This is a genomic window from Aliiruegeria lutimaris (assembly GCF_900099935.1).
Taxonomy (GTDB): Bacteria; Pseudomonadota; Alphaproteobacteria; order Rhodobacterales; family Rhodobacteraceae; genus Tropicimonas; species Tropicimonas lutimaris.
In genome coordinates this window covers 25,134-45,875 of the sequence record NZ_FNEK01000019.1, presented here as the reverse complement: position 1 = coordinate 45,875, position 20,742 = coordinate 25,134, and the positions used below count along the sequence as shown (strand labels likewise).

Annotated in this window: 23 protein-coding genes and 2 pseudogenes; 19 read left to right on the top strand and 6 right to left on the bottom strand. The window is 61.6% G+C overall.

Annotated features, from left to right (window positions below; all coding sequences use genetic code 11):
- The first annotated feature begins 12 nt into the window (after window positions 1-12).
- A complete protein-coding gene (locus BLR85_RS10835; protein ID WP_212635065.1) occupies window positions 13-1,233 on the top strand; it encodes a LysR family transcriptional regulator in 1,221 nt (406 codons plus the stop codon).
- 107 nt (window positions 1,234-1,340) lie between these two features.
- The gene (locus BLR85_RS10830) at window positions 1,341-2,273 is read left to right on the top strand and encodes an NAD(P)-dependent oxidoreductase (protein WP_093155348.1); all 933 of its coding nucleotides are present in this window, start codon (window positions 1,341-1,343) and stop codon (window positions 2,271-2,273) included.
- Window positions 2,274-2,423: 150 nt separating this feature from the next.
- On the opposite strand, the gene BLR85_RS29840 is transcribed toward BLR85_RS10830, so the two are convergent.
- Window positions 2,424-2,576, bottom strand: coding sequence for a hypothetical protein (locus BLR85_RS29840; protein WP_244520693.1), 153 nt, complete (start codon window positions 2,574-2,576; stop codon window positions 2,424-2,426).
- Between BLR85_RS29840 and BLR85_RS30455 the strand changes: the two are divergent.
- The 3 genes and pseudogenes from BLR85_RS30455 to BLR85_RS29100 all read left to right on the top strand — a co-directional run.
- Window positions 2,550-2,699, top strand: a pseudogene (locus BLR85_RS30455) (C4-dicarboxylate ABC transporter substrate-binding protein); the annotation flags it as partial. The gene BLR85_RS29840 and the pseudogene BLR85_RS30455 overlap by 27 nt on opposite strands.
- Before the next feature lie 103 nt (window positions 2,700-2,802).
- Entirely contained in the window at window positions 2,803-3,096 is a 294-nt protein-coding gene (locus tag BLR85_RS10825) for a TRAP transporter large permease subunit (RefSeq protein ID WP_093155346.1), read from the top strand.
- Window positions 3,097-3,298: 202 nt separating this feature from the next.
- Window positions 3,299-3,472: a hypothetical protein gene (locus tag BLR85_RS29100; RefSeq protein ID WP_170844531.1), complete on the top strand. Its 174-nt coding sequence runs from the start codon at window positions 3,299-3,301 to the stop codon at window positions 3,470-3,472.
- 198 nt (window positions 3,473-3,670) lie between these two features.
- On the opposite strand, the gene BLR85_RS10820 is transcribed toward BLR85_RS29100, so the two are convergent.
- On the bottom strand, window positions 3,671-4,579 hold the full coding sequence (locus tag BLR85_RS10820; protein ID WP_170844530.1) for an AraC family transcriptional regulator: 909 nt from the start codon (window positions 4,577-4,579) through the stop codon (window positions 3,671-3,673).
- 191 nt (window positions 4,580-4,770) lie between these two features.
- Here BLR85_RS10820 and BLR85_RS10815 point away from each other — a divergent pair, with 191 nt between their 5' ends.
- Window positions 4,771-5,694, top strand: a complete 924-nt coding sequence (locus BLR85_RS10815) for an aldo/keto reductase (RefSeq protein ID WP_244520692.1) — start codon at window positions 4,771-4,773, stop codon at window positions 5,692-5,694.
- Between the two features lie 141 nt (window positions 5,695-5,835).
- Here the strand turns inward: BLR85_RS10815 and BLR85_RS10810 are convergent, their stop codons facing one another.
- Together BLR85_RS10810 and BLR85_RS10805 are read right to left on the bottom strand one after the other, a co-directional pair.
- Window positions 5,836-7,236, bottom strand: coding sequence for a phospholipase D family protein (locus BLR85_RS10810; RefSeq protein WP_170844529.1), 1,401 nt, complete (start codon window positions 7,234-7,236; stop codon window positions 5,836-5,838).
- A 392-nt stretch (window positions 7,237-7,628) separates the two neighbouring features.
- Window positions 7,629-8,651 (bottom strand): helix-turn-helix domain-containing protein, encoded by a 1,023-nt coding sequence (locus tag BLR85_RS10805; protein WP_093155334.1) that lies wholly within the window; start codon window positions 8,649-8,651, stop codon window positions 7,629-7,631.
- 82 nt (window positions 8,652-8,733) lie between these two features.
- Between BLR85_RS10805 and BLR85_RS10800 the strand changes: the two genes are divergently transcribed.
- From BLR85_RS10800 to BLR85_RS10755, 12 genes are all read left to right on the top strand, one after another.
- The gene (locus tag BLR85_RS10800; protein WP_139188361.1) at window positions 8,734-9,501 is read left to right on the top strand and encodes a porin family protein; all 768 of its coding nucleotides are present in this window, start codon (window positions 8,734-8,736) and stop codon (window positions 9,499-9,501) included.
- A 68-nt stretch (window positions 9,502-9,569) separates the two neighbouring features.
- Window positions 9,570-9,704: a hypothetical protein gene (locus BLR85_RS30235; RefSeq protein ID WP_280138476.1), complete on the top strand. Its 135-nt coding sequence runs from the start codon at window positions 9,570-9,572 to the stop codon at window positions 9,702-9,704.
- Window positions 9,682-9,831 (top strand): DUF3604 domain-containing protein, encoded by a 150-nt coding sequence (locus BLR85_RS30360; protein WP_342028783.1) that lies wholly within the window; start codon window positions 9,682-9,684, stop codon window positions 9,829-9,831. Before BLR85_RS30235 ends, BLR85_RS30360 begins: the two co-directional genes overlap by 23 nt.
- On the top strand, window positions 9,828-11,483 hold the full coding sequence (locus BLR85_RS10795) for a DUF3604 domain-containing protein (RefSeq protein ID WP_244520691.1): 1,656 nt from the start codon (window positions 9,828-9,830) through the stop codon (window positions 11,481-11,483). The genes BLR85_RS30360 and BLR85_RS10795 overlap by 4 nt, the downstream gene beginning before the upstream one ends.
- A 43-nt stretch (window positions 11,484-11,526) precedes the next feature.
- Window positions 11,527-11,739, top strand: coding sequence for a YMGG-like glycine zipper-containing protein (locus BLR85_RS10790; protein ID WP_093155328.1), 213 nt, complete (start codon window positions 11,527-11,529; stop codon window positions 11,737-11,739).
- Between the two features lie 96 nt (window positions 11,740-11,835).
- Window positions 11,836-12,159 (top strand): YmgD family protein, encoded by a 324-nt coding sequence (locus BLR85_RS10785; RefSeq protein ID WP_093155325.1) that lies wholly within the window; start codon window positions 11,836-11,838, stop codon window positions 12,157-12,159.
- 29 nt (window positions 12,160-12,188) lie between these two features.
- Window positions 12,189-12,539 carry a YMGG-like glycine zipper-containing protein gene (locus BLR85_RS10780; protein ID WP_093155323.1) on the top strand — a complete coding sequence of 117 codons (351 nt, stop codon included), beginning with the start codon at window positions 12,189-12,191 and terminating at the stop codon, window positions 12,537-12,539.
- Between the two features lie 36 nt (window positions 12,540-12,575).
- Window positions 12,576-12,890, top strand: coding sequence for an HdeA/HdeB family chaperone (locus tag BLR85_RS10775; RefSeq protein WP_093155320.1), 315 nt, complete (start codon window positions 12,576-12,578; stop codon window positions 12,888-12,890).
- Between the two features lie 213 nt (window positions 12,891-13,103).
- Window positions 13,104-13,472 carry a hypothetical protein gene (locus BLR85_RS10770; RefSeq protein WP_093155317.1) on the top strand — a complete coding sequence of 123 codons (369 nt, stop codon included), beginning with the start codon at window positions 13,104-13,106 and terminating at the stop codon, window positions 13,470-13,472.
- A 121-nt stretch (window positions 13,473-13,593) separates the two neighbouring features.
- A complete protein-coding gene (locus tag BLR85_RS10765; protein ID WP_093155314.1) occupies window positions 13,594-14,655 on the top strand; it encodes a DUF1214 domain-containing protein in 1,062 nt (353 codons plus the stop codon).
- Window positions 14,656-14,741: 86 nt separating this feature from the next.
- Window positions 14,742-15,809 (top strand): DUF1214 domain-containing protein, encoded by a 1,068-nt coding sequence (locus tag BLR85_RS10760; protein WP_093155311.1) that lies wholly within the window; start codon window positions 14,742-14,744, stop codon window positions 15,807-15,809.
- 150 nt (window positions 15,810-15,959) lie between these two features.
- Entirely contained in the window at window positions 15,960-17,660 is a 1,701-nt protein-coding gene (locus tag BLR85_RS10755) for an alkaline phosphatase family protein (RefSeq protein ID WP_212635063.1), read from the top strand.
- A gap of 176 nt (window positions 17,661-17,836) precedes the next feature.
- Here the strand turns inward: BLR85_RS10755 and BLR85_RS10750 are convergent, their stop codons facing one another.
- The gene (locus BLR85_RS10750; RefSeq protein ID WP_093155308.1) at window positions 17,837-18,697 is read right to left on the bottom strand and encodes a bestrophin-like domain; all 861 of its coding nucleotides are present in this window, start codon (window positions 18,695-18,697) and stop codon (window positions 17,837-17,839) included.
- 382 nt (window positions 18,698-19,079) lie between these two features.
- Window positions 19,080-19,241 (bottom strand): annotated as a pseudogene (locus tag BLR85_RS29835) (IS3 family transposase); the annotation flags it as partial.
- 481 nt (window positions 19,242-19,722) lie between these two features.
- Between BLR85_RS29835 and ytfQ the strand changes: the two are divergent.
- On the top strand, window positions 19,723-20,676 hold the full coding sequence (gene ytfQ, locus BLR85_RS10740) for a galactofuranose ABC transporter, galactofuranose-binding protein YtfQ (protein ID WP_093155302.1): 954 nt from the start codon (window positions 19,723-19,725) through the stop codon (window positions 20,674-20,676).
- The last annotated feature ends 66 nt before the right edge of the window (window positions 20,677-20,742 follow it).

The following is a 20,742-nucleotide window of genomic DNA, read 5'->3' as shown; positions in this document are numbered from 1 at the left end:
GGACCATCCCCTTTGGACATATACAAACTCAATCTCCGCCACCTGCGCGCCTTCCTTGAAACGGCGCGGGCGGGCAGCATTTCCGCAGCGGCTTCGGAGGTTCACCTGTCGCAGCCCGCGATCACCCAGGCACTGGCAAAGCTGGAAAAGACACTTGGCGCCGCACTCTTCTTTCGGAACCGAGGCGGCATTTTCCTCACCGAGCCTGGCGAGGGATTTCGCGACCGGGTGGCGCGAGTGCAAGACCACCTTCGGCAGGGCGCGGAGCGCTGCGGCCGGGCCGGCGGCCGAAAGCGGTCGGGCGGTTTCCAGCATTTCGATCACCTCCTGACCAGCGCTCAATTACGGGCACTTCTGGCGGTGGAGGATTCAGGAAACTTCTCCTGGGCGGCGCGGCAAGTCGGCATTGCCCAGCCCGCGCTCTATCGGACAGCGCGGGACCTCGAGCGGATTTCCGGCGTCCCGCTCTACGAAAAAACAGCCCAGGGAATCGAGTTGACCCCCGCTGCGCAGGCGCTCGCGCTATCGACGCGACTGGCCTATGCCGAGCTCAAACAGGGGATCGACGAGATCAACGCATGGCTGGGCCATGACAGCGCCGAAGTGGTCATTGGCACGATGCCGCTCGCCCGATCCTACGTTTTGCCAAAAGCAATCAATGATCTAACGCGGCTTCGTCCGGAAATTCGGGTGCGCGTGATCGACGGACCCTACGCGGATCTTCTGCACGGATTACGCCATGGCCAGTTCGATCTGCTGATCGGCGCCCTGCGCGATCCGGTTCCGGCCGACGACGTGGAACAGGCGCCGCTTTTCGACGATGCGCTGGCGATCCTCGCGCGCAGCGGGCACCCGCTATCGGAGCAAGAGACCGTCACCATCCGGGACCTGGCCACCTATGCGTGGGTGACCCCGCCGGAAGGCGTTCCAACCCGGGTATTGTTCGAATCCCTGTTTTCGGAAGCGGGCATCGCAGCGCCAAGCAGGATCGTGGAAACCTCGTCCCAGATCGTCCTGCGCGGGCTATTGATGGGCAGCGACAGGTTGACGATTCTCTCGCCGCACCAAGTCCGGCTGGAAATGGAACAAGGCCTTCTAAGCCAGTTGAACGTCGAACTCAAAGCGGCCAGCCGAACGATCGGCCTCTCGACCCGAAAGGACTGGCAACCCACGGCCACGCAATCCCTGCTTTTGGACTTGCTGGCAACAGCGGCGCGAAAACGTTTCGATTAGAAGTCCAGTATATCATTATTGAATACAGTTAGTGAGCAATCAATTTCCGTTCCATCCGGCGACGGTGGTAGCGACAAGGCAACCGACACCGAACCAGGACGTGAACCATGCCCGCCTCCGACAACCGCCAGAGCCTGCCCCTCGCCGTCGCCCTTATCGGCTTCGGAGAGGCCGCGCGGGCCTTCGTGAGCGGCTGGGAAGGCAGGGAAAGCCTCGCCCTGACCACCTTCGATATCAAGACGGACGGGGCAGGTCCGGAGCGGGAGGAGATCCTAGACGCCTGTGAGCGGCATGGCGTGAACTGCGCCGGCTCAGCGCCAGAGGCGGTTGCCGGGGCTGACGCTGTATTCTCCTTCGTGACGGCCGACCAGGCCGAACAAGCCGCGCGGAGCGTTCTCCCCGGCCTTCGTCCGGGGGGCTTCTATTTCGACTGCAATTCCTGCGCGCCGCAAACCAAGCAGGCGTCCGCAGAACTGATCGACGGCGCCGGAGCGCAATACATCGATGTCGCCGTAATGGCGCCCGTTCACCCGCGGCTTCACCAAACACCGGTTCTGGTAAGTGGTCCGCGTGCCGAGCAGGCTCTGGAGATTATGTACAGGCTCGACATGCAGGCAAAGGCGCTTGGCCCGAAAGTCGGCGACGCGGCGGCGATCAAGCTCGTCCGCTCCATCATGATCAAGGGCATGGAGGCGCTTTCCGCCGAATGCCTGCTTGCCGGACGGACGCTGGGTGTCGAGGAACGCGTCATTGACACGCTCAAAGAGAGCCATCCGGGCATGGACTGGGCTGTCACGATGCAGCGCAGCCTCGAACGGATGATGGTGCATGGCCGCAGGCGCGCGGCGGAGATGCGCGAATCCTGCACCATGGTCGAACAGCTGGGTCTGCCCGGCCGCATGGCCCAAGCCACGGCCAATTGGCAGCAGCAGATCGGGGAGCAGGCGTTGCGGCCCGGCACGGAAGATATGGGGGAGCGGGCAGACCGCGTTCTGGACGCGCTCACCCGAAAACACGGGCACCGCCGCTCGAAACCATGAGCCGGGCGCCCCGGCCTGCGCGTGCCGACAACAGTTCGACAGGGAAGACAAAAGGAAAACGAAGGCATTCAGAACCGCCGTCGCAGGGCTTGCGCTGCTTGGCGTCACCACGAGCGCGCAATCTGCCGACGAAGTGCTGACGATCACCGGTTACACGCTCGGCGTCTTCCCGCGCTCGGAAGCATTCGGGCTGCCGACCGTGCACCAGAACTCCGCCGCCGCCACCACGCAGCGATCACCGAGAATTTCGACCTGATCGCCGAGGATTACGCGGATGTGCACCCGCTCCTGATCTTTGCGCATTCCGGCAACGCGATCCACAACGTTGGAGATTGCGTGATCGGACTGGACGACCTGCAGGGGCTGAAGCTGCGCGCGCCCTCCCGTACGGGCGGCGGGCTAATCGAGGCCTGGGACGCGGAGCCAGTGGGCATGCCGGCTCCGGACCTACCGCACGCTATGGCCAAGGGCACGGTCGACGGGGGCGCTGGTACCCTTCGAGATCACGCCACCCTACAAGCTGCAGGAGATGACCAACTGCTCCGTGGCCGGCGAAGCCTCGATCATCGAGATGTTCCAGGCCGCCATCATTCCCGGCCAGATCGCCGTGGCCTTCTTCATCGGGTTGATCGCATTGCTGGTGCGGCGTAACCCGGTCCTGGCACCAAATACCTCCGACCTCAGCCTCGAACAGAAGCGCGAGGCCTATTCCCGCCTTCTGCCGGTAATCCTGATCTTCGGCTCGATCATCCTCGGGTTGGGTATGGGCTTCTCTACACCCACGACGGCAGCGGGCGTCGGAGCCACGATCATCCTGATCTAAGGGTTCTTCCTGCGTTGGAAGTCCGGCAGCGAGGGGCTCGACCTGACCAGGCTCAAGGCCATCGATCCTGGAAACCGCCGTCACCACGGGCATGATCTTCTTCATCCTCTTCGGTGCCGAGGTGCTCAAGGGTTTCTTTGCCCGCACCGGTCTGCCTGCGGCCATGGCGGCCTTCGCCACCGAATCCGGACTCGATCCGTAGTTGATCCTGGTCATCATCCTCGGCATCTTCATCATCCTCGGTTGTTTCATGGACAGCCTCGCGATGATCCTCGTCGTCATGCCCTTCTTCGGGGTGGAAATCCTCCGGATCGGCCTGTTGCTGGTGCTGCCGGGCCTGTCTCTCTTCCTGCCCCATCTGCTGAGCGGGAACTGACCAAGGACTCCGGGGAACTGGTGAGGTTCGGCGAACGACGCCATGGCAAGCACGCTCCGCTATTGTTTTTTGCAGGCTTCAGCACCACGCCAGATCGATGGTGTCGCGCCTTGATAGGTGGTGCCGGACAGAGGAGATCCGGTCCGGACAGCCACCCTGCCCCGCTCCGCCGGATACGCTTTGACAAGGCATTTTCCGCTATGTGCCCACAGCGGCAGAAGCTTCCAATGCCAGCCGCTCGATCTTGCGATCTTCGCGCGGTGGCCGGCCGAACTTGCGGGCATAGTCCCGGCTGAATTGGGCCGGACTCTCGTATCCGACGTCGAAGGCGACGGACGAAACGGCCTGATCACTTTCCACGATAAGGCGACGCGCTTCCAAGAGGCGAATATCCTTCTGGTACTGCCCCGGGGTCAGCCCGGTCACAGCTTTGAAATGCACGTGGAAGGACGACTTGCTCATTCCGGCGCGCTCGGCCAGAGCGGCGACCGACAGCGGTTGATCGATCGAGCCGCGGATCGATCCGATCGCCCGCGCGAGGTGGTTCGACGGATCGTCGCGGCGGAGAAAGCGTCTCAGGATCGCGCCATGCGGCGACAGCAGAAGGCGTGCATGAATCTCGCGCAACAGGATCGGCCCCAGCAGCGGCGCCGCGTGGTCGTCACGGATCATCGCAAGAAAACGATGAACCGCGCAAATCAGTTCAGGATCTGCGGGGTTACTGACGATCGCCCCTGCCGGTTCGTTGCCATCGGCAAAGTCCGGCGTCTGGTCGTAGAAGCCCCGCAAGATGCCAAGGTCGATGGGCAGCACGAAGGCGATGTAGGGCGCGTTCGGCGACGCTTCGGTGATGCGCGACAGAACCGGCAGGTCGTGGCTGACGATGATCGCGTGACCTGCCGGGCAATGCACGGACAAGGCGCCGGCCTGAACGTCCTTCGCCCCCTGCAGGATCAGGCAGACCAGCGGCCGGTAAAGCGATCCCTCGATGGCGGAAGGATGGCTGCGCCGAAGCAGGAGCGCCTCACCGACCCCCAGAGCCGTCACGCCATCGGCCGAAGCGGGCGCGATAAGGTCTTGCGCAGCCTGAATGAGTTCCTTTTTCATGCAGCCTCCGATCTTCTTCGTTGGATTCTGCATAGCAGCTTCCATCGTAAACCTTGCAAAAAGTTCTAACATCTAGACGAATTGGCAAGTAGCAGAGACGATATGGCAAGTAACCCGCTATCCGGGCGTCTAGGCTTTTACTATCAGTCAACACCGGCCCAATGCCCGGGCGGCAAGCAGGAGACAGCCTCGTGACCAGTCATTCCACACCCAAGACGACGACCGTAATGAACCTGCCCATGGTCGGATTCGGTACGTATCTCATCGCTGATACCGACGCTCCCGCGGCGGTCGCCGAAGCCATCGCCGCAGGTTATCGCCACATCGACACCGCAGCCGCCTACCGAAACGAAGCTGGCGTCGGCGAAGGGATACGCAAGGGCATCACAGCGGCCGGTCTCGATCGCGAGGACATCTTCGTGACCACCAAGCTCTGGCCCGGCAACCCCGCCTGGGGCGACGCGCCGAAGGGTTACGACGAGACGATCGGCGCATTTGGGGAATCGTTGAGGGCGTTGGGGCTGGATTATGTTGATCTGTACCTTATCCACGCGCCCTCGGGCGGCGCGGAACGCGTGAACGAATGGCGCGCACTGGTCGATCTGAAGGCGCAGGGCAAGGCACGTGCCATCGGAGTCAGCAACTTCACCGAAGCCCATATCGAGGAAATCCGCGCCGCTGGACTGCCGCTACCGGATTTCAACCAGATCGAACTGCACCCGTGGACGCAGAAGCCGGACCTCCTTGCCTACATGGCCGAGAACGGCATTGCGCCGATCGCCTACAGCTCGCTCGTACCGCTCTCGACCTGGCGCGCCGAGCCCGGGCAGGACAGCGCCAAGACCGCTGAAATGCTGGCCGCTGGCACCGATGCCGCGTCACCCTTCAAGGAAATGGCCGACAAGTACGGCGTGACCGAGGCACAGGTTCTGCTGCGTTGGGCTGTCCAGAAGGGTTTTGCGGTGTTGCCCAAGAGCCTGAACCCCGAGCGCATGCGCCAGAACATCGATCTTTTCGGTTTCGAGATCGACGAGGCCGACATGGCCCGGATCGAGACCATGGACCGAGGCGACGGCGTCGCCTGGGCCACCGGCGATCCTCGCTACATGGGCTGATCCTCAGAGCTTAAGCGCGTTGGGGCGGAGCACCGCCGCCGCGCCGGCCTTGAACGACGCCTGGACGGACGATCAAGAGATACCAATTGGGAAGTGAGGCAACGGCCATTCGCCGTGACCATGGAGGGCGGAAGCAATCCCTCACAGCAGGCCTTCGACAGGCAGCATGCGTGCGATCGCGGCCTGGATTTTCGCCCAGCCACTGGCGTCGGGATCGGCAATTCGCTGTTCGCTCCTGCCTCCATGCGAATAGGTCCAAGTGATATCCCCCTTTCCGTCGAGCCCGAGTTTCCAGGCGATTTCCGGCAGGATGCCCTCGAGCGCCTCCTTAAGGTTTCCGCCAGCAGCCGGATCGGAAAGGAACACGCCCAACTCGGTGTTGATCTTGATCGAACGCGGGTCGAAATTCAGCGAACCGACGAATATGTCCCGGCCGTCGATCACCGCGAGCTTGGTATGCATGGTCATCGTCAGGCCGCTGCCTTCCGGAATCTGCCCCGTGACCTCAGGCGCGTCGGCGCGGATCTCGTAGAGTTCGACACCGGCCTGCAGAAGGTCACGACGGCGGTGCATGTAGCCGCCGTGAACGTATGGGTGATTGTTCGAGGCCAGCGAATTGGTGAGGATCCGGACCCGAACGCCGCGTCTGGCAAGATCCGAAAAGAATTTCTCGCCCCAGTCCTGAGGTACGAAATAAGGCGTCAGGAGGATGACCTCCGACGTCGCGCGGTTCATGCAATCCAGCAATTCCATGGCAACCCTGCGGTCGCCTTGCGACACCGGCACCTTGAGCTTCTCTGGATCGTCCGTCGTCAGGCCGATCCTGGCGATATGCGGCCGAATTCGGCCCTGGCGTACGTCGTTCAGATAAACCGAGTCGACAGCGCGCCGATAATAGCCGTTGAGAGCCTCTGCATAGCGAGCCTCAAGGTCGGATTTCGACGCCGACTGTTCCGGGGTCCGGCCCCTCTGCGCCATCAACGCGCGAAGCGGAACCGCGAGTGGATCGTTCCAGTACAGGTCGAACTGGCGGCCGATATCCGCGACGACCGGTCCTGCCAGCAGCACGTCGAAATCGGCGAATTCCGATGCCGAACCGATGCGGTAATACTCGTCGGCTATGTTGCGTCCACCGAGGATCGAGATCGTCCCGTCGGCGCTCATCGACTTGTTGTGCATTCGTCGGTTCACGCGGTCGAAATCGACAAGGTAGTTCCAGAATGTCGGGCTTTTCCGGGACAGCGGGTTGAGCAACCGGATCTCGATATTGGGATGGACGTCGAGCCGGGCGATCTGGCTGTCGTCGGCGGTGGTCAGTGCGTCATCGAGAAGGAACCGGACGCGCACCCCACGATCCGCGGCGTCCAGCAGGGTGGCGGCGACCAGGGCGCCGGCGTGGTCCGGCTTGATGAGAAAATACTGCAGATCGACAGAATGTTCCGCGGTCTCGATCATGGCGAGCCGGGCGCCAAGGGCATCGTTGCCATCAACCAGCGGCAAGATTGCCGATTTTCCGAGATTTCGGGCGAGCGTCGCCGCCAATGGGTATCCCCGGCGATCAGGCGGCTGAAAATCCGTTGCCCGGCTATCCGCGCGCGGCGCGTCGAACGGCACCTGGGTGCATCCCGCGAGAGCAAGCAAGGATGCGACCAGGGCGGCCGCAACCTTACCGGGAGAAGAGCATTGCTGTTTTGAGCCAGCCATTGGTTCCACTCTTTCCGGCCAACGGATCTACCCGGGGCCGGCTTGGAAAGGCCTGCCAGCCGGGCACCGATCAGTCTTCATTCGCCGGGTTTCACTTGTCCGCCCTCCGAGCGGAACATCTTCCGTTACATGTTGGCGCGGGACCTGGCGCTGAGCAACCCTTGTCACGGGCTTCGTTGCCGCGGTCGGGTCTGCCGGACGGGATTGCCGTGCAAGTCGAAAATTCGGGATCAAGCCAATAGAGCAATCGGTCCCATGGCGGCAAATTCGGTCGGTGTTTTCCCCGTCCATTTTCGGAAAGCCCGGCGGAAGCTCTTCACCTCCCGATACCCCAGGGCCGAGGCGATCTCTCGGACGGAATGGTCCGTTTCCAGAAGCAGAGCCGAAGCCCGCTCCACCTGGAAGGATGCCAGGACTTCGCGGAAACTGCTGCCTTCCGAAGCAAGGCGCCTCTGCAGGGTGCGGGTGCCAAGACCAAGCCACGAAGCAACTGCGTCCTCCGAAACCTCGCCTTTCGCAGCAAGCAAGACCATGACGTCCTGCACAAGCGCGGCCATTGTTTTGGGAGGGCGGGTTTGGATCATTGCCTTCAGATCCCCGTATAACGTCGCCGACGTTGCCTCCGCTGGGTTTAGATTGGGAGTCTGAAGACTGTCCTTTCGGATAGCGATGCCGGGAAGTGCGGCTCCCCAGCGGATCGGCACTCCGAAGATGGTTTCGAGAGTCGGGTCATTGGAGAATGCCGAGGGAATCTCGATCCATTCTGGCTGCCAGTGCGACCCCGCAAAATGGCGGACCAGATCGACAAGTAGCACAACAACGCCTTCGTCGACATGGCCCGCTCCGACGACCGAATTGATGCCGGACTCGAACTGCAAGACAACGAACTCCCCAGCATCTTGCAGGGCTGCGTGAGACCCTGTTTGCAGAAACCTGAACGCACGTATTCCGCGAACAAGCGCCATGTCCAAACGCGGAGCGCCGAGAACGTATTTTCCGTAGAGATCCAGCCCTTCATACCCGTATCGGGCCGTTACAAGCGGGCCAAAATGCCGTTCGCCAGTCTGACGCGCGACGTTTTCTGCGAATGCCGCCACAAGGGCGTAGGGAATGAAGATTGGGGGGCCCTCAATTATGCGGCGGCTGAGATCAACCGACTTCAGGGCACGCTCGACCACTCGTGGCGAAAACAGCTCGTCAGAGGCACGGATGACAGGCATCCACGCCCGGGTATTTTGAAGCGGCGTGTGCATAACATCTGCTTTGTCGCAAAGTGATCCCTCCAGCCGTGCTACACTATTACTTGTAGAAAATCAAATGCTTGGAGTGTGTGAGATGGCCGAACGTCAATGTGTCGCACGCCTTGCTGGAGCCGCGACGGCTGCATTTCTGCTTGCAACTCAAGCAGTTGCCCAGTCTCAGTGGGAATTCACAGTTTCTCCCTATGCGTGGCTCGCGGGACTCGAAGGAGACCTCGGAACATTGCCGGGGCTTCCCTCGGAGAAAGTCTCTCTGTCGTTCGGCGACATAGTCGAAGATCTTGACTACGGACTGTTTCTCTTCGCCAGTGCGCGCAACGGCCCATGGGTTTTGTTCTTCGATGGTTCTGCAGTGCAGACGACATCGAGCGAGAGTGTTGGCGGCCCGATCGTGGACAGCATCGAGGTCGAGAGCCGCACGTCAAATCTGGCGCTCGCCGCCGGCCGCACAGTGGCGGGAAACAACGTTTCCAACCTCGATGTCTATATCGGCGCCCGAGCCTGGTGGCTCGAAAACGAGATCACCGTGAAGACGCAGACGGCAACGGGCCTGGGAAAGATCAAGAAATCCAGCGATGCCAGCTGGGTCGATCCGCTGATCGGTATCGCCGGTCAATATGCGGCTTCGGATCGCTGGAACCTGTTCGGAAGCGCGGAGATCGGTGGGATTGGCCTCGGCGCCGACCTTGAGTGGGGCCTGATGGCCGGCGCCACCTACGAGGTCAACGAGCGGTTCGGGCTGACATTCGCCTGGCGCTACCTCGCCGTCGACTACGAGGAAGATGGCATCGTCTTCGATGTGACGCAAAGCGGTCCGCTGCTTGGGGCGACATTCAGGTTCTGAGCCAGCGCACCGCTACACCTTAAAATTCTGGTGTCCAAAAGGAACAAATACTTCGGAGGGAACAAAACATGAAACGCGCTACCATCAAAGCAGTTCTACTATCGGGAACCGCTCTCTTGGTCTGCCAGGGCGTGACCGCTCAGGAACTCGTGGGCATGGCCCTCGGCACGGACGCGGAGTATTCGCCCTACATCCTCGCATGACTATCCCGACCAGGTCCTGTTCGGCGACACGCATCTGCACACGGCCTATTCTGCAGATGCCGGTCTCACACCGGTGCGGCGACGACTCCAGACGACGCCTACCGCTTCGCCAAGGGCGAGACGGTGACGTCTTCGAACGGCATCGAGGCGCGGTTGCAACGGCCGCTCGACTTCCTCGTGGTCGCCGACCATGCGGAGAATCTCGGGCTCTCCATCGCGCTCGACGAAGAGAACGCAGAGGTTCTGGCCAATGACTGGGGTCGCGGACTTTTTGACGTCTTTGCCCCGAGAACGCACGAGGCCGTTGCCGAGGCTTATTTGTATTGGGCCAGCGCCTTCGCCTTTGGAGATGAAGGCGACCCCCTTGCGGCCACGTCCTTGCAGGAAACGATGTGGCAGCGCATGACCGAGGCCGCCGACCGGCACAACGCTCCCGGCACCTTCTCGGCCGTTATCGGCTACGAGTGGACGGCCGGTCCGCAAGGCAACAACCTGCACCGCGTTGTCATGATGCGCGATGGCAAGGAGCAGGCCGACCAGGTCGTCCCCTTCAGTTCCTACGACAGCGAAGACCCTGAAGACCTCTGGGCTTGGATGGAGCGATACCAGGAGGAGACGGGCGGGCAGATTCTTGCCATCCCGCATAACGGCAACCTGTCCAACGGTCTGATGTTCGACGATGTGACGCGCTCAGGGGAGCCGCTTGACGCCGCCTATGCAGAGCGCCGGATGCGGTGGGAGCCGGTGATCGAGGTTACCCAGATCAAGGGCGACGGAGAGGCGCATCCGATGTTGTCCTCCGATGACGCCTTCGCCGATTACGGAACGTGGGATGTCGGCAGCTTCGGCCCCGAACTCAAGACGCCCGAGATGCTGCCGCGCGAATACGCCCGCGAAGCCCTGAAGCGGGGATTGGCCTACGCGGAAGAACTCGGCACAAACCCGTTCAAGTTCGGCATGATCGGGTCGACGGATTCTCACACGGGGCTCGCGACAACGACCGAGGACAACTTCTTCGGCAAGGTCTCGTTGGTCGAGCCGACGGCCGATCCTGTGCGCTTCGAGGAGCAGATCACCGGACGCGCCACGCCCGACGATCCGTCCGATGACATCATCCATGCCCAAGGGCTCGCCTCAGGCCTCGCCGCGGTTTGGGCGCGCGAGAATACCCGCGAGGCCATCTGGGACGCCTTCGCGCGCAAGGAGGTCTTCGCGACCACCGGGACACGCCTGCGCGTGCGCGTCTTCGCCGGCACCGACTTCAGCGCCGACGACCTCGACCGCTCTGACTTCGCCGCATATGCCTATGAGAACGGTGTGCCGATGGGCGGCGATCTCTCCGGACTGACGGAGGCTCCCAAGCTCCTGATCCGCGCCTTGCGCGACCCCGACGCCGCCAACCTCGACCGCGTTCAGGTGATCAAGGGCTGGCTCGATGGCAACGGGGAAACGCAGGAGCGCGTCTACGACGTGGCCTGCGCGGATGAGCGCGCCATCGTGGACGGCGCCTGCGCGGGAGCCGTGGGCAACACGGTGGACGTGGCGACCGCCACCTATTCCAACGCCATCGGCGATCCGTTCCTAGAGGCCTTCTGGGTAGACCCGGACTTCGACCCCAGCCAGCGCGCCTTCTTCTACGTCCGCGTGCTGGAAATCCCGACCCCGCGCTGGACGACCTACGACGCCGTGTTCTTCGGCATCGACCTGCCGGAAGGCATCGAGCCCACCCACCAGGAACGCGCCTACACATCGCCAATCTGGGTGACGCCCGCGTCCTGACCGCGGCGCAGAACCCAATCGTCAACAGAAAACGGAGGAAATAATGGCAAGTCCTTACAAGAAGCTCATAGCGATCCTGATGGTGGCCGCACTGGCTGGCCTGACCTTGTCCGGACCAGCAGAGGCCGACCGCAAGCGCGCGCATAACACCATGACCGGTGCCCTTGTTGGAACCGGTGTCGGGTATCTCGTCGGCGGCAGCAAGGGTGCCTCTGCAGGCGCCGTCGTGGGCGCGATCGCCGGATACACGAAGTGATATCCGCGAACAGAACCAATTTTTCGAGACATGAGCCGAGGGAGGGCCAGAATGCCTCTATCTGCAAGAACAGTCTTTATCGCTGCCGGTTGTGCGATGGCACTCTGCAGCCCGGCATTTGCCGACGAGGAAATGGACCGCATCCTGGATGAGGCCATGCCCTACATGCACCACAGCTGCGAGAGCGTGCTCGCCAACTATGGCGAGGACGAGGAAAAGGTCGCCGAGATTGTCCGCCTGATGGCAGAAGTCTCGCTCTTCAACCGGGAAATCAACGTCGAGGAGGCGGTTCCCGACGAGGCCGAGCGCGACGGGCTCAAGGACAAGTTCGTCGAGGCGCTGGAGGAAGCCTGCGAAGCCGATCCAGACGCCCTGCTTGCCGGAGCCGTCGACCTCGCGGTCAAGGATGCCCTGAACTGAAGCAAACAGAAGGAGAGGAGAAACCGGCGATGTCAGTCTTTTCCAGGTTGCCTGCGGCCATCCCTGCGGCGCTTCTTTGCCTCGCGGGCCCGATGACCCCATTGCCTGCCGATGCGCAGAACACGCAGTTCACCCCGCAATATTGCGATGCCTACGCGCGCGATCGCGCCAACCGAAAATCCGGTGGCGTGGTCGGCGGGGCGGTCGCCGGCGCGACGGCCGGCACAGCCATAGGTCATATCGCTGATGGCAAATTGAGTTCCCGCCAGAAAGGCGCAACCATTGGTGCTGTCGTTGGCGGAACGGCTGGCGCCGTAAACCGCAACAATCTCTACAACAAGTACTACCACGGATGCCTGAGCGGCGTGATCTACAAGTGATCACGGCACGCTGGCACCAGCCGGAAAGGATGGACCATGAAAACCAGATATCTCGCGGGCACGATCGCGGCCGCGCTCCTGTGTGTCTCCGGGGCCAGCGCCATTGCGCAGGACGCCGACGGAGACGGCATCTGGCAGGTGGGAGAGTTCACCTGTCGTGACCTGCTGATGCGAGGTGGCGAGGAACGCGATTTCGTACTTGTCTTCATGCACGGGTTCATGAGCGGGAAGATGAACGAAATGACATTCGACACGGAGGCCCTGACGGAAGCGACCGATGCCGTTGTCGAGTCCTGCATCGGCAACCCGGATCAGCCACTTCTTGCCGCCTTCGAAGCCGCTCGCGGTTAAAATGCGGCCGTCATGATAGAGTGGTTTGAAACATAGAGAGAAATTTCTGAATCGGTTGGCACTGGCTCATCCGATATTCAGGAACGTTGGGGCGCCGGGTATTACCTCGTGCCGGCGTCCCAACGATTGTTGAAGGAAGAGTAACCTGAGCTCCATCCGGAGACGACATCCACTTGGAGAATGTGGAATCACAAGTTCGAAAGGAGAACGACCATGACTGCAAAAGGCGCTCTGATGCTTGTTGTTTCCATTGCCCTGGCTGCGTCGACGGCGCCGGGGATGGCCGATAGCAAGAAGGCCGACAAGATCTACAAGGTTCCGCCCGGCAAGTCGGCCGGAACACCTCCGGGCCTGGCCGAGAAACCCGGCGGCATGCCCCCGGGACAGTACAAGAAGATCTATCGCAAGGGGGAGCAACTCCCCAGCGGCTACCGGTGGATCACCGATTACGACCATTGGCGCCTGCCGACACTGCTGCCCGGCCAAGGCTATGTCCGCTACGACAACGAGGTCTACCGGGTCGCCCGCGATACGGCCATTGTGCTTGAGGCCATCGGGATCGTCTCGGACCTCATGCGTTGAGGCCATGCGAGCCGGACGGTGCGCGCGACGTGGGTTCGGGTGCCGGCCTGCAATCCGGCCCCTGCCCCATCAGAAAGGGTAGATGGCGGACGAAAGTGACGCCATAAATTGGGAGGAGAAAATGTCCAGATCACGACTGGTAGGAGCCGTCCTTGCCGTCACCGCTGCAACGATCAGTGCCGATACGGCAAATGCACAGAGCGCATCGGACAACTTGCGGGCACTTCTCGATACGCGGGAGATCCCGATCACTGTCGATAACTTTGTCCGGGCCGCCAGCGAAATCGAGTTCAGCAAGTATCTTGCGCTGTCCGGGGGCGTGAACACGTTCTTTCACAGCCGCAGTCCGACGCCGGTCGAGCATCAGCCGACGATCCGGATGAACCGTGACACGCTCTACAGCATGGCGGTAATCGACATCAGCGAGGGCGCGACGCTCGTCCTGCCGGAAACCGGCGAGCGGTACATCTCGGCGCAGATCGTGAATCAGGATCACTACATGAATGACGTCTTTGTCGGCGGCGGCAGCTACACCCTCGACACAGAGACGTTCGACACACCCTACGTGCTGGTGATCATCCGGACCCTGGTCGATGCCGCGGATCCTGACGATGTCGCGGCAGTCAACGCCTTGCAGGATGCGATCACCGTGGATGCCGGCTCGTCCAAGCCCTTTGTGCTTCCGAATTACGATGAGGACAGCTTCGAAGCGGTCCTGAAAGCGGCAATCGAGCTTGGGCGGTACGGCCCGGACAGTTCGCGTACCTTCGGGCCGAAGGGCGAGGTTGACCCGGTGCGGTATTTCCTCGGCGCAGCCGTCGGCTGGGGTGGCCTGCCGGAAGCGCAGGCCTTGTACCTCAATATCGAGCCCGGCCTGCCGGTGGATGCGTACAAGATCGAGGTTCCGGCCGACGTGCCGGTCGACGCGTTCTGGTCGGTCAGCCTCTACAACGCCGACGGGTTTTTCGAAAAGAACGCCTTTGGCGCCTACAACGTCAACAGTGTCACGGGCACGCGCAATGACGATGGCTCGATGACCGTCCACCTCGGCGGCTGCGACGACGGACGCGTGAACTGTCTGCCGATCATGGAAGGGTGGAACTACACCGTCCGGCTCTACGAGCCCGGTGCGGACGTGCTCGACGGAAGCTGGGCGTTTCCGAGCGTGGAGTCGGCGGACTGACCTGACGCCCGCGCCTCCGCCATGCCTGAAAAATTCGGAGATCGGCATCGCCGGTCTCCACGTCCCGACAACAAGGATGCTTCGCCATGCGTATCTCTGAAAAGCTGAAATCATTCGGTATTGCGACAACCGTCCTCTCGTTCACCCTGGTGCCCACGGCCTTCGCGGGAACGCTGCAGAACCAGTTTGACGACATCGTCGAGGGTCGAAAAATCCCCGTCACCGTCGACAATTTCGTGCGCGCGGCCACGGATCGGGAATTCGCCAAGTATCTGGACTTCATCGGTGGCGTGAACACGATGTTCCATGTTCGGGAACCCACGCCGATCGACCAGCAGCCGACGATCCGGATGAACCGCGACACGCTCTACAGCACGGCTATCGTCGATATCAGCGAAGGCGCTACCCTGACCATTCCTGAAACCGGCGACCGCTATATCTCGGCCCAGATCGTCAACCAGGACCACTACATGAACGAGGTATTCGTCGGTGGAGGCACCTACACACTCGACATGGAGACATTCGACACGCCTTACATTGCCATCCTCTTCCGAACGCTCGTCGATTCCTCGGACCCCGGAGACGTGGCCGCCGTCAACGCGCTTCAGGACCAGATCGCGATCGATGCGGCGTCTGCGAAGCCCTTCATCCTGCCCAACTATGACGACCAGAGTTTCGAGGCGGTCTTCGCTGCCGCGCTCGAACTCAGCCGCTACATGGGGGATTCGAGCCGCACTTTCGGCCGGAAGGACGCGGTCGATCCCGTGCGGTATTTCCTCGGCGCCGCCTTCGGTTGGGGAGGCCTGCCCGAAGAGCAGGCATACTACCTGAACGTCGAACCGAACTTGCCGGTAGGCGAGTACAAGATCGAGGTACCAAGCGACGTCCCCGTTGACGCCTTCTGGTCGGTCAGCCTCTATAATGCCGAAGGCCGGTACGAGAAGAATGACCTCGGCGTCTACAACATCAACAGCGTCACGGGCATGCGCAACGATGACGGCTCGATGACGGTCAATCTCGGTGGCTGTGATGACGGACGGGTGAATTGCATCCCGATCATGGAGGGCTGGAACTATGCCGTGCGCCTTTATCAGCCGCGCCCGGAAATCCTCGACGGAAGCTGGGACTTCCCTGCGGCAGTGCCGGCGGATTGAGAGCCTTGGCGAAGGTCGGCGGATGATAGTTTCCTTCCTCAAGAGCCAGCGACCTGCTGTTTTGTGAGGGGTTTGTCGAAATAATTCGGACGGGTGCGATCCGGCTACGCCCGCGCATCCGTGGAAAATACGTGGATTAACGGGAGGCTCATGACGATGTTTTTCAGCGCAAGAACCATCGGTTTTGCGATTGTGTTAACCGGTGCCCTTGGAGCTGGCGCCACGGCTCAAGAGAGGCCCCGGCTGATCCTGCAGATCACGGTCGATCAGCTGAGGGGCGACCTTCCGACCCGCTATTTCGATCGCCTCGGAGAAGGTGGCTTCCGATACCTTCTGGAAGACGGCATCCACTACACCAACGCCCATCACGCGCATGCCAACACCGAAACGATCGTCGGTCACACGACACTGGCAACAGGCGCCAATCCATCCGCACACGGCATGGTCGGCAACCTCTGGTTCGACCGAACCCTTGGCCGAACGGTCTACAATATCGAGGATCCCGACTACACGATCCTGACAGGCGGCGCGGGGGTCGATGCCGAAACGGAAATCGACCCGACGCAGAAGGCGGCGGCCAGCGACGGCCGCTCGCCCCGAACAATCCTGACGACCACCTTCGGAGACGAACTGTCGGTGGAGACGGCTGGCGGCGCCAATGTCTTTGGCGTCTCGATCAAGGACCGGGGAGCGGTTTCGATGGCCGGCCACAGCGGCAAGGCCTTCTGGTTCTCGAAATCGGCCGGCCAGTTCGTGACAAGTTCCTACTATTACGATGAGTATCCCGACTGGGTCGTCGAGTGGAACGCGAAGGGCCTGCCGCAAGGCTTCGGCGACACGTCATGGGAACTCCTGCAACCTGTCGAGACCTACATGTTCGGCGACCGCGACGACCAGCCGTGGGAGCCGGATTTCGCGGGCTTCGGGGCCACGTTCCCGCATCCGCTGGGAGCCGCGGACGGCAAATACTTCACAACGCTCCTGACTCTCAGCCCACCGGGAGATGCGATGACGGCCGATTTCGCCAAGACGCTGATCGACCGCGAGGGACTCGGCGATGACGAGATCACCGATTTCCTCGGCGTCAGCTTTTCGGTCACCGATTATGTCGGCCATTTCTTCGGCCCGTCGAGCCTCGAATCCGAGGACAATCTTCTTCAACTCGACCGGACGCTGGCCGATCTGTTCAGCTATGTCGATCAGGAGGTCGGGCTGGACAAAACCCTGATCGTCCTCTCCGCCGATCATGGTGCGCCCGAAGCTCCCGGGTTTCTGGAAGAAATCGGCGGTCTCGGCGGATATGTGACACCGGACGCATGGGATGCGGAAGCCGCGATTGCACGGATCAAGGCGCGGTTCGACCTCTCGGGCCCGCTGATCCAGGGTTACGATCATCCGTATCTCAACCTCGCTGATGAGGTCCGGGCAAATGAAGGCATCGACCGGGCGGCCCTCGAAACGGCCATTGCCGAAGAACTGGTCGGGTTCGACGGCGTTGCCTTCGCACTCCCAAGCGCGCGGCTTCGGGAGGGATCGCTGCCGGAGAACGCCCTGACCCGGGCGGTGCTCAACAACTATCACCCGGACCGTTCCGGAGACATTTACCTGGTGTTCAAACCGGGCTGGTTCATCAACGACATGGACGGCCTGTCGGTCACGGTCACGCACGGTTCTCCCTGGAGATACGACACCTTTGTTCCCATCCTGGTCGCCGGCTACGGCATCAAGCCGCAAACTGTATCGCGACGGGTTCACACGGTTGATGTTGCGCTCACGCTTGCGACGATCGCTGGAACACCTCCCCCGTCCGGCGCGGCCGGTGAGGTTCTTCTCGAGGTTCTCGGAGAGTAGGTTCTTGCGTGCAGAAACGGCGGGCCGGCGGTTTTGCTTGCCAGAGTGTCGGACGTCCGGGACAAGGTCCGGGTTCTGACGACACTCGGTTTGCCGGCCGGCCAATCAGTCTGCGCAACTCGCAGAATGCCTCGCGATAAATCCGGACGTCTACGTGTACCCATCGAGATCACAGGCTATTCAAAGAGGTCTTTGTCGACGGAAGCATCCAGCATCGCCTCCATGTCCCGGATCGTCGCAAGCATGGTGTCGGTGTTCACCCTCATCGTGCCTTCCAGCGCTCTGTCGAGGTCGAAGATCACGATCATGACGACCGATAGCAGCCCCGCAAAAGCGAAAACGTGCCAGGTCAGCGTCTTGCCCTGCATTGCCGTCCGGTTGCCGACGACAAAGATCGCCACGACGGAGGCCAGAAAGATCATGAGCTTGGCCGGCGGCGGGATCTGTTCAGCGGCTGCGGCTAGGCGATATGTATGGGCGTCGAGCATGTCGGTCACGCTGCGCACGACTGCAGCCCGGATCGGATCGGATGTTGTTCCTCCGATGGCTTGCATCGTCGCTGGCCAGACTTTCGCCTGTGCTTCAAGGGTCCGCTCCAGAAAGGCGTTCCAGGCTTCCATTGATCCGATATCCGCACGGCTCGCGATGCGTGTATTCGCATAGGCGAGCAACTGGGACTGAAGATCGCTGCGCCCCGGATCATTGACAAGGCTTGCTGTCAGGAAGGCCGTGCTGATCGCGGCGGCCTCTTGAACGAGTGCTGCCTGTCGTTCCTCGCGCCACCCTAGCGCCGAGCTGAATGCAAAGCCGAGCAAAAGCCCGAGAAGTGCCAGCATCGCTCCGAGGGGGGTGGCACCCGGTGCCTGCTCGGGCCGAACCTGGCCTTCGTGGCGACGGCGGCACGCGAACTTTCCAATATGGTAGCCGAGCAGGGCAGCGACTGGGAGTGCCACAAGCGTCAGCACCGAGAGATAGGCGAAAGGCATCAGCGGAGCCGTGAAGCCCATATAAAGGTCCGCGGTCTCGGTCCCGGACATTTTGCCAAATCCCTTTCGGTTCGCAGCCTTTTGAGACTTGCACCAAGGGTCGCCACCGAAAGTGAGTCTCGTCAATGACGCCAATCAAATGTTGGCGACCTTCGCGCCAGATAATTTGAAAAACACGTACCCGGACAAGAGTAACAAGCCCTCATCGAGCACGGCTCGTTGAATCGGCATATTGCAAAAAATGGTGAAATTCTGACCTGCCGCAATCGAGTGGTCCGGTTTTAATCTTGGTCTATGACGGGGTGACCTGCTACCGCCGTTTGGACCACCCGGCTGGCGATTTTCCGAGGGTTACGGGTCAGGATGGTGGCACCGTCCCTGAGCCGTTCATCAGCGTTAAAGGCGGGTTGCTGCCGATCGCGCTGTGGGGACGGACTTCCTTGCAAACCCGCTCGAGGGTGCGGACCATGTCTTCGCCGCGATAGCTGAACTGCGGATCGGTCGCGGGCGAGAAACGCGAGTATGTGTCCACGATGTTCAGAACACGGATCTTGCGGCCGGCCACGAGCTCGTCGTGCACGAAGTCCATGACCCAGGTCGCGCATTGGATTGAGGGTCCGGCGCGACTAGCAGTCATGAGCAGAAATCACCAAAATCTCTCCCCTGGCGAGCAGCACCTTGCGGGATCACCGGCGCCGTGGCGCAGGATGTATTCGAGAGTCACAGGGAAAGACAGCCGCCAGGCGGATGCGGCCGATCGTTCCATTGCCGAGGCCGTTCTTTTTGACATCCACCGGTCTCGCGTCCCCGGCGTGCGGGAAAAGGCGGGGCCTCGAAGCCGGTTTGCGAAATCCATGTCGACGGCAAACGCCGCGTTCAAGCCATCGCCACCCGCGCAAGGACATTGGGCAAACCAAAAGCGGGCTCCGGTGGTCGCAAGCTGATCCGGGCACACCATGGGAGGGTATCTCTGCGCGCTGCTGAATCGGACATATGTGGAGCAGGATCGTCCATTTACTGAACTCATTAAATCATACTTATTAGCCGAATGAGGAATTTTCCTCAGGGAGGAAACCATGAAACTCAAGACAGCACTTCTCGTATCAGCCGTGGCCCTGACACCGCTCGGCGCATGGGCCGCCGACAAGACAGTCGGCTTTTCGCAGATCGGCTCCGAATCCGGCTGGAGGGCGGCGGAGACCACGGTCACCAAGGAGCAGGCAACGGAGCGTGGCATCAACCTTAAGTTCGCCGACGCCCAGCAGAAGCAGGAAAACCAGATCAAGGCGCTGCGTGGCTTCATCGCGCAAGGGGTCGACGCGATCTTGCTCGCCCCGGTCGTCGCCACTGGTTGGGACTCCGTGCTCGAAGAAGCACAGGATGCCGAGATCCCGGTCATCCTGCTCGACCGCAAGGTCGATGCCCCCGACGATCTCTACATGACCGCCGTCACCTCCGACACGGTTTACGAGGGCGAAGTTGCCGGCAAGTGGCTGGTCGATACCGTGGCCGGCAAGGATTGCAGCGTTGTCGAGCTTCAGGGCACCACGGGCTCGTCGCCCGCGATCGACCGCAAGGCCGGCTTCGAGAAAGCCATTGCCGATGCGTCCAATATCAAGATCGTGCGCAGCCAGACCGGCGATTTCACCCGGGCCCAGGGCAAGGTTGTGATGGAGAGCTTCCTCAAGGCCGAGGGCGCTGAGAATATCTGCGCGCTCTACGCCCATAACGACGACATGGCCGTTGGCGCGATCCAGGCGATCAAGGAAGCGGGCGCCGAGCCCGGCAAGGACATCCTCGTCGTTGCCATCGACGCGGTGCCGGACATGCACCTGGCCATTGCCAAAGGCGAAGCCAACGCGACTGTCGAGCTGACGCCGAACATGGCCGGCCCGGCCTTCGATATCCTCGACGCGTTCTGGGCGGACGGCACCCTGCCGGAGAAATGGGTTCAGACCGAATCCAAGCTCTTCACGGCAGAGGACGACAACCAGGCCATCTACGATATGAAAAAAGGCCTCGGCTACTGACACAGGCTAAAGTCTTCGGGAAGGTCCCATGCGGACTTTCCCGAACCGGCACCGGCCTTCGGGCCG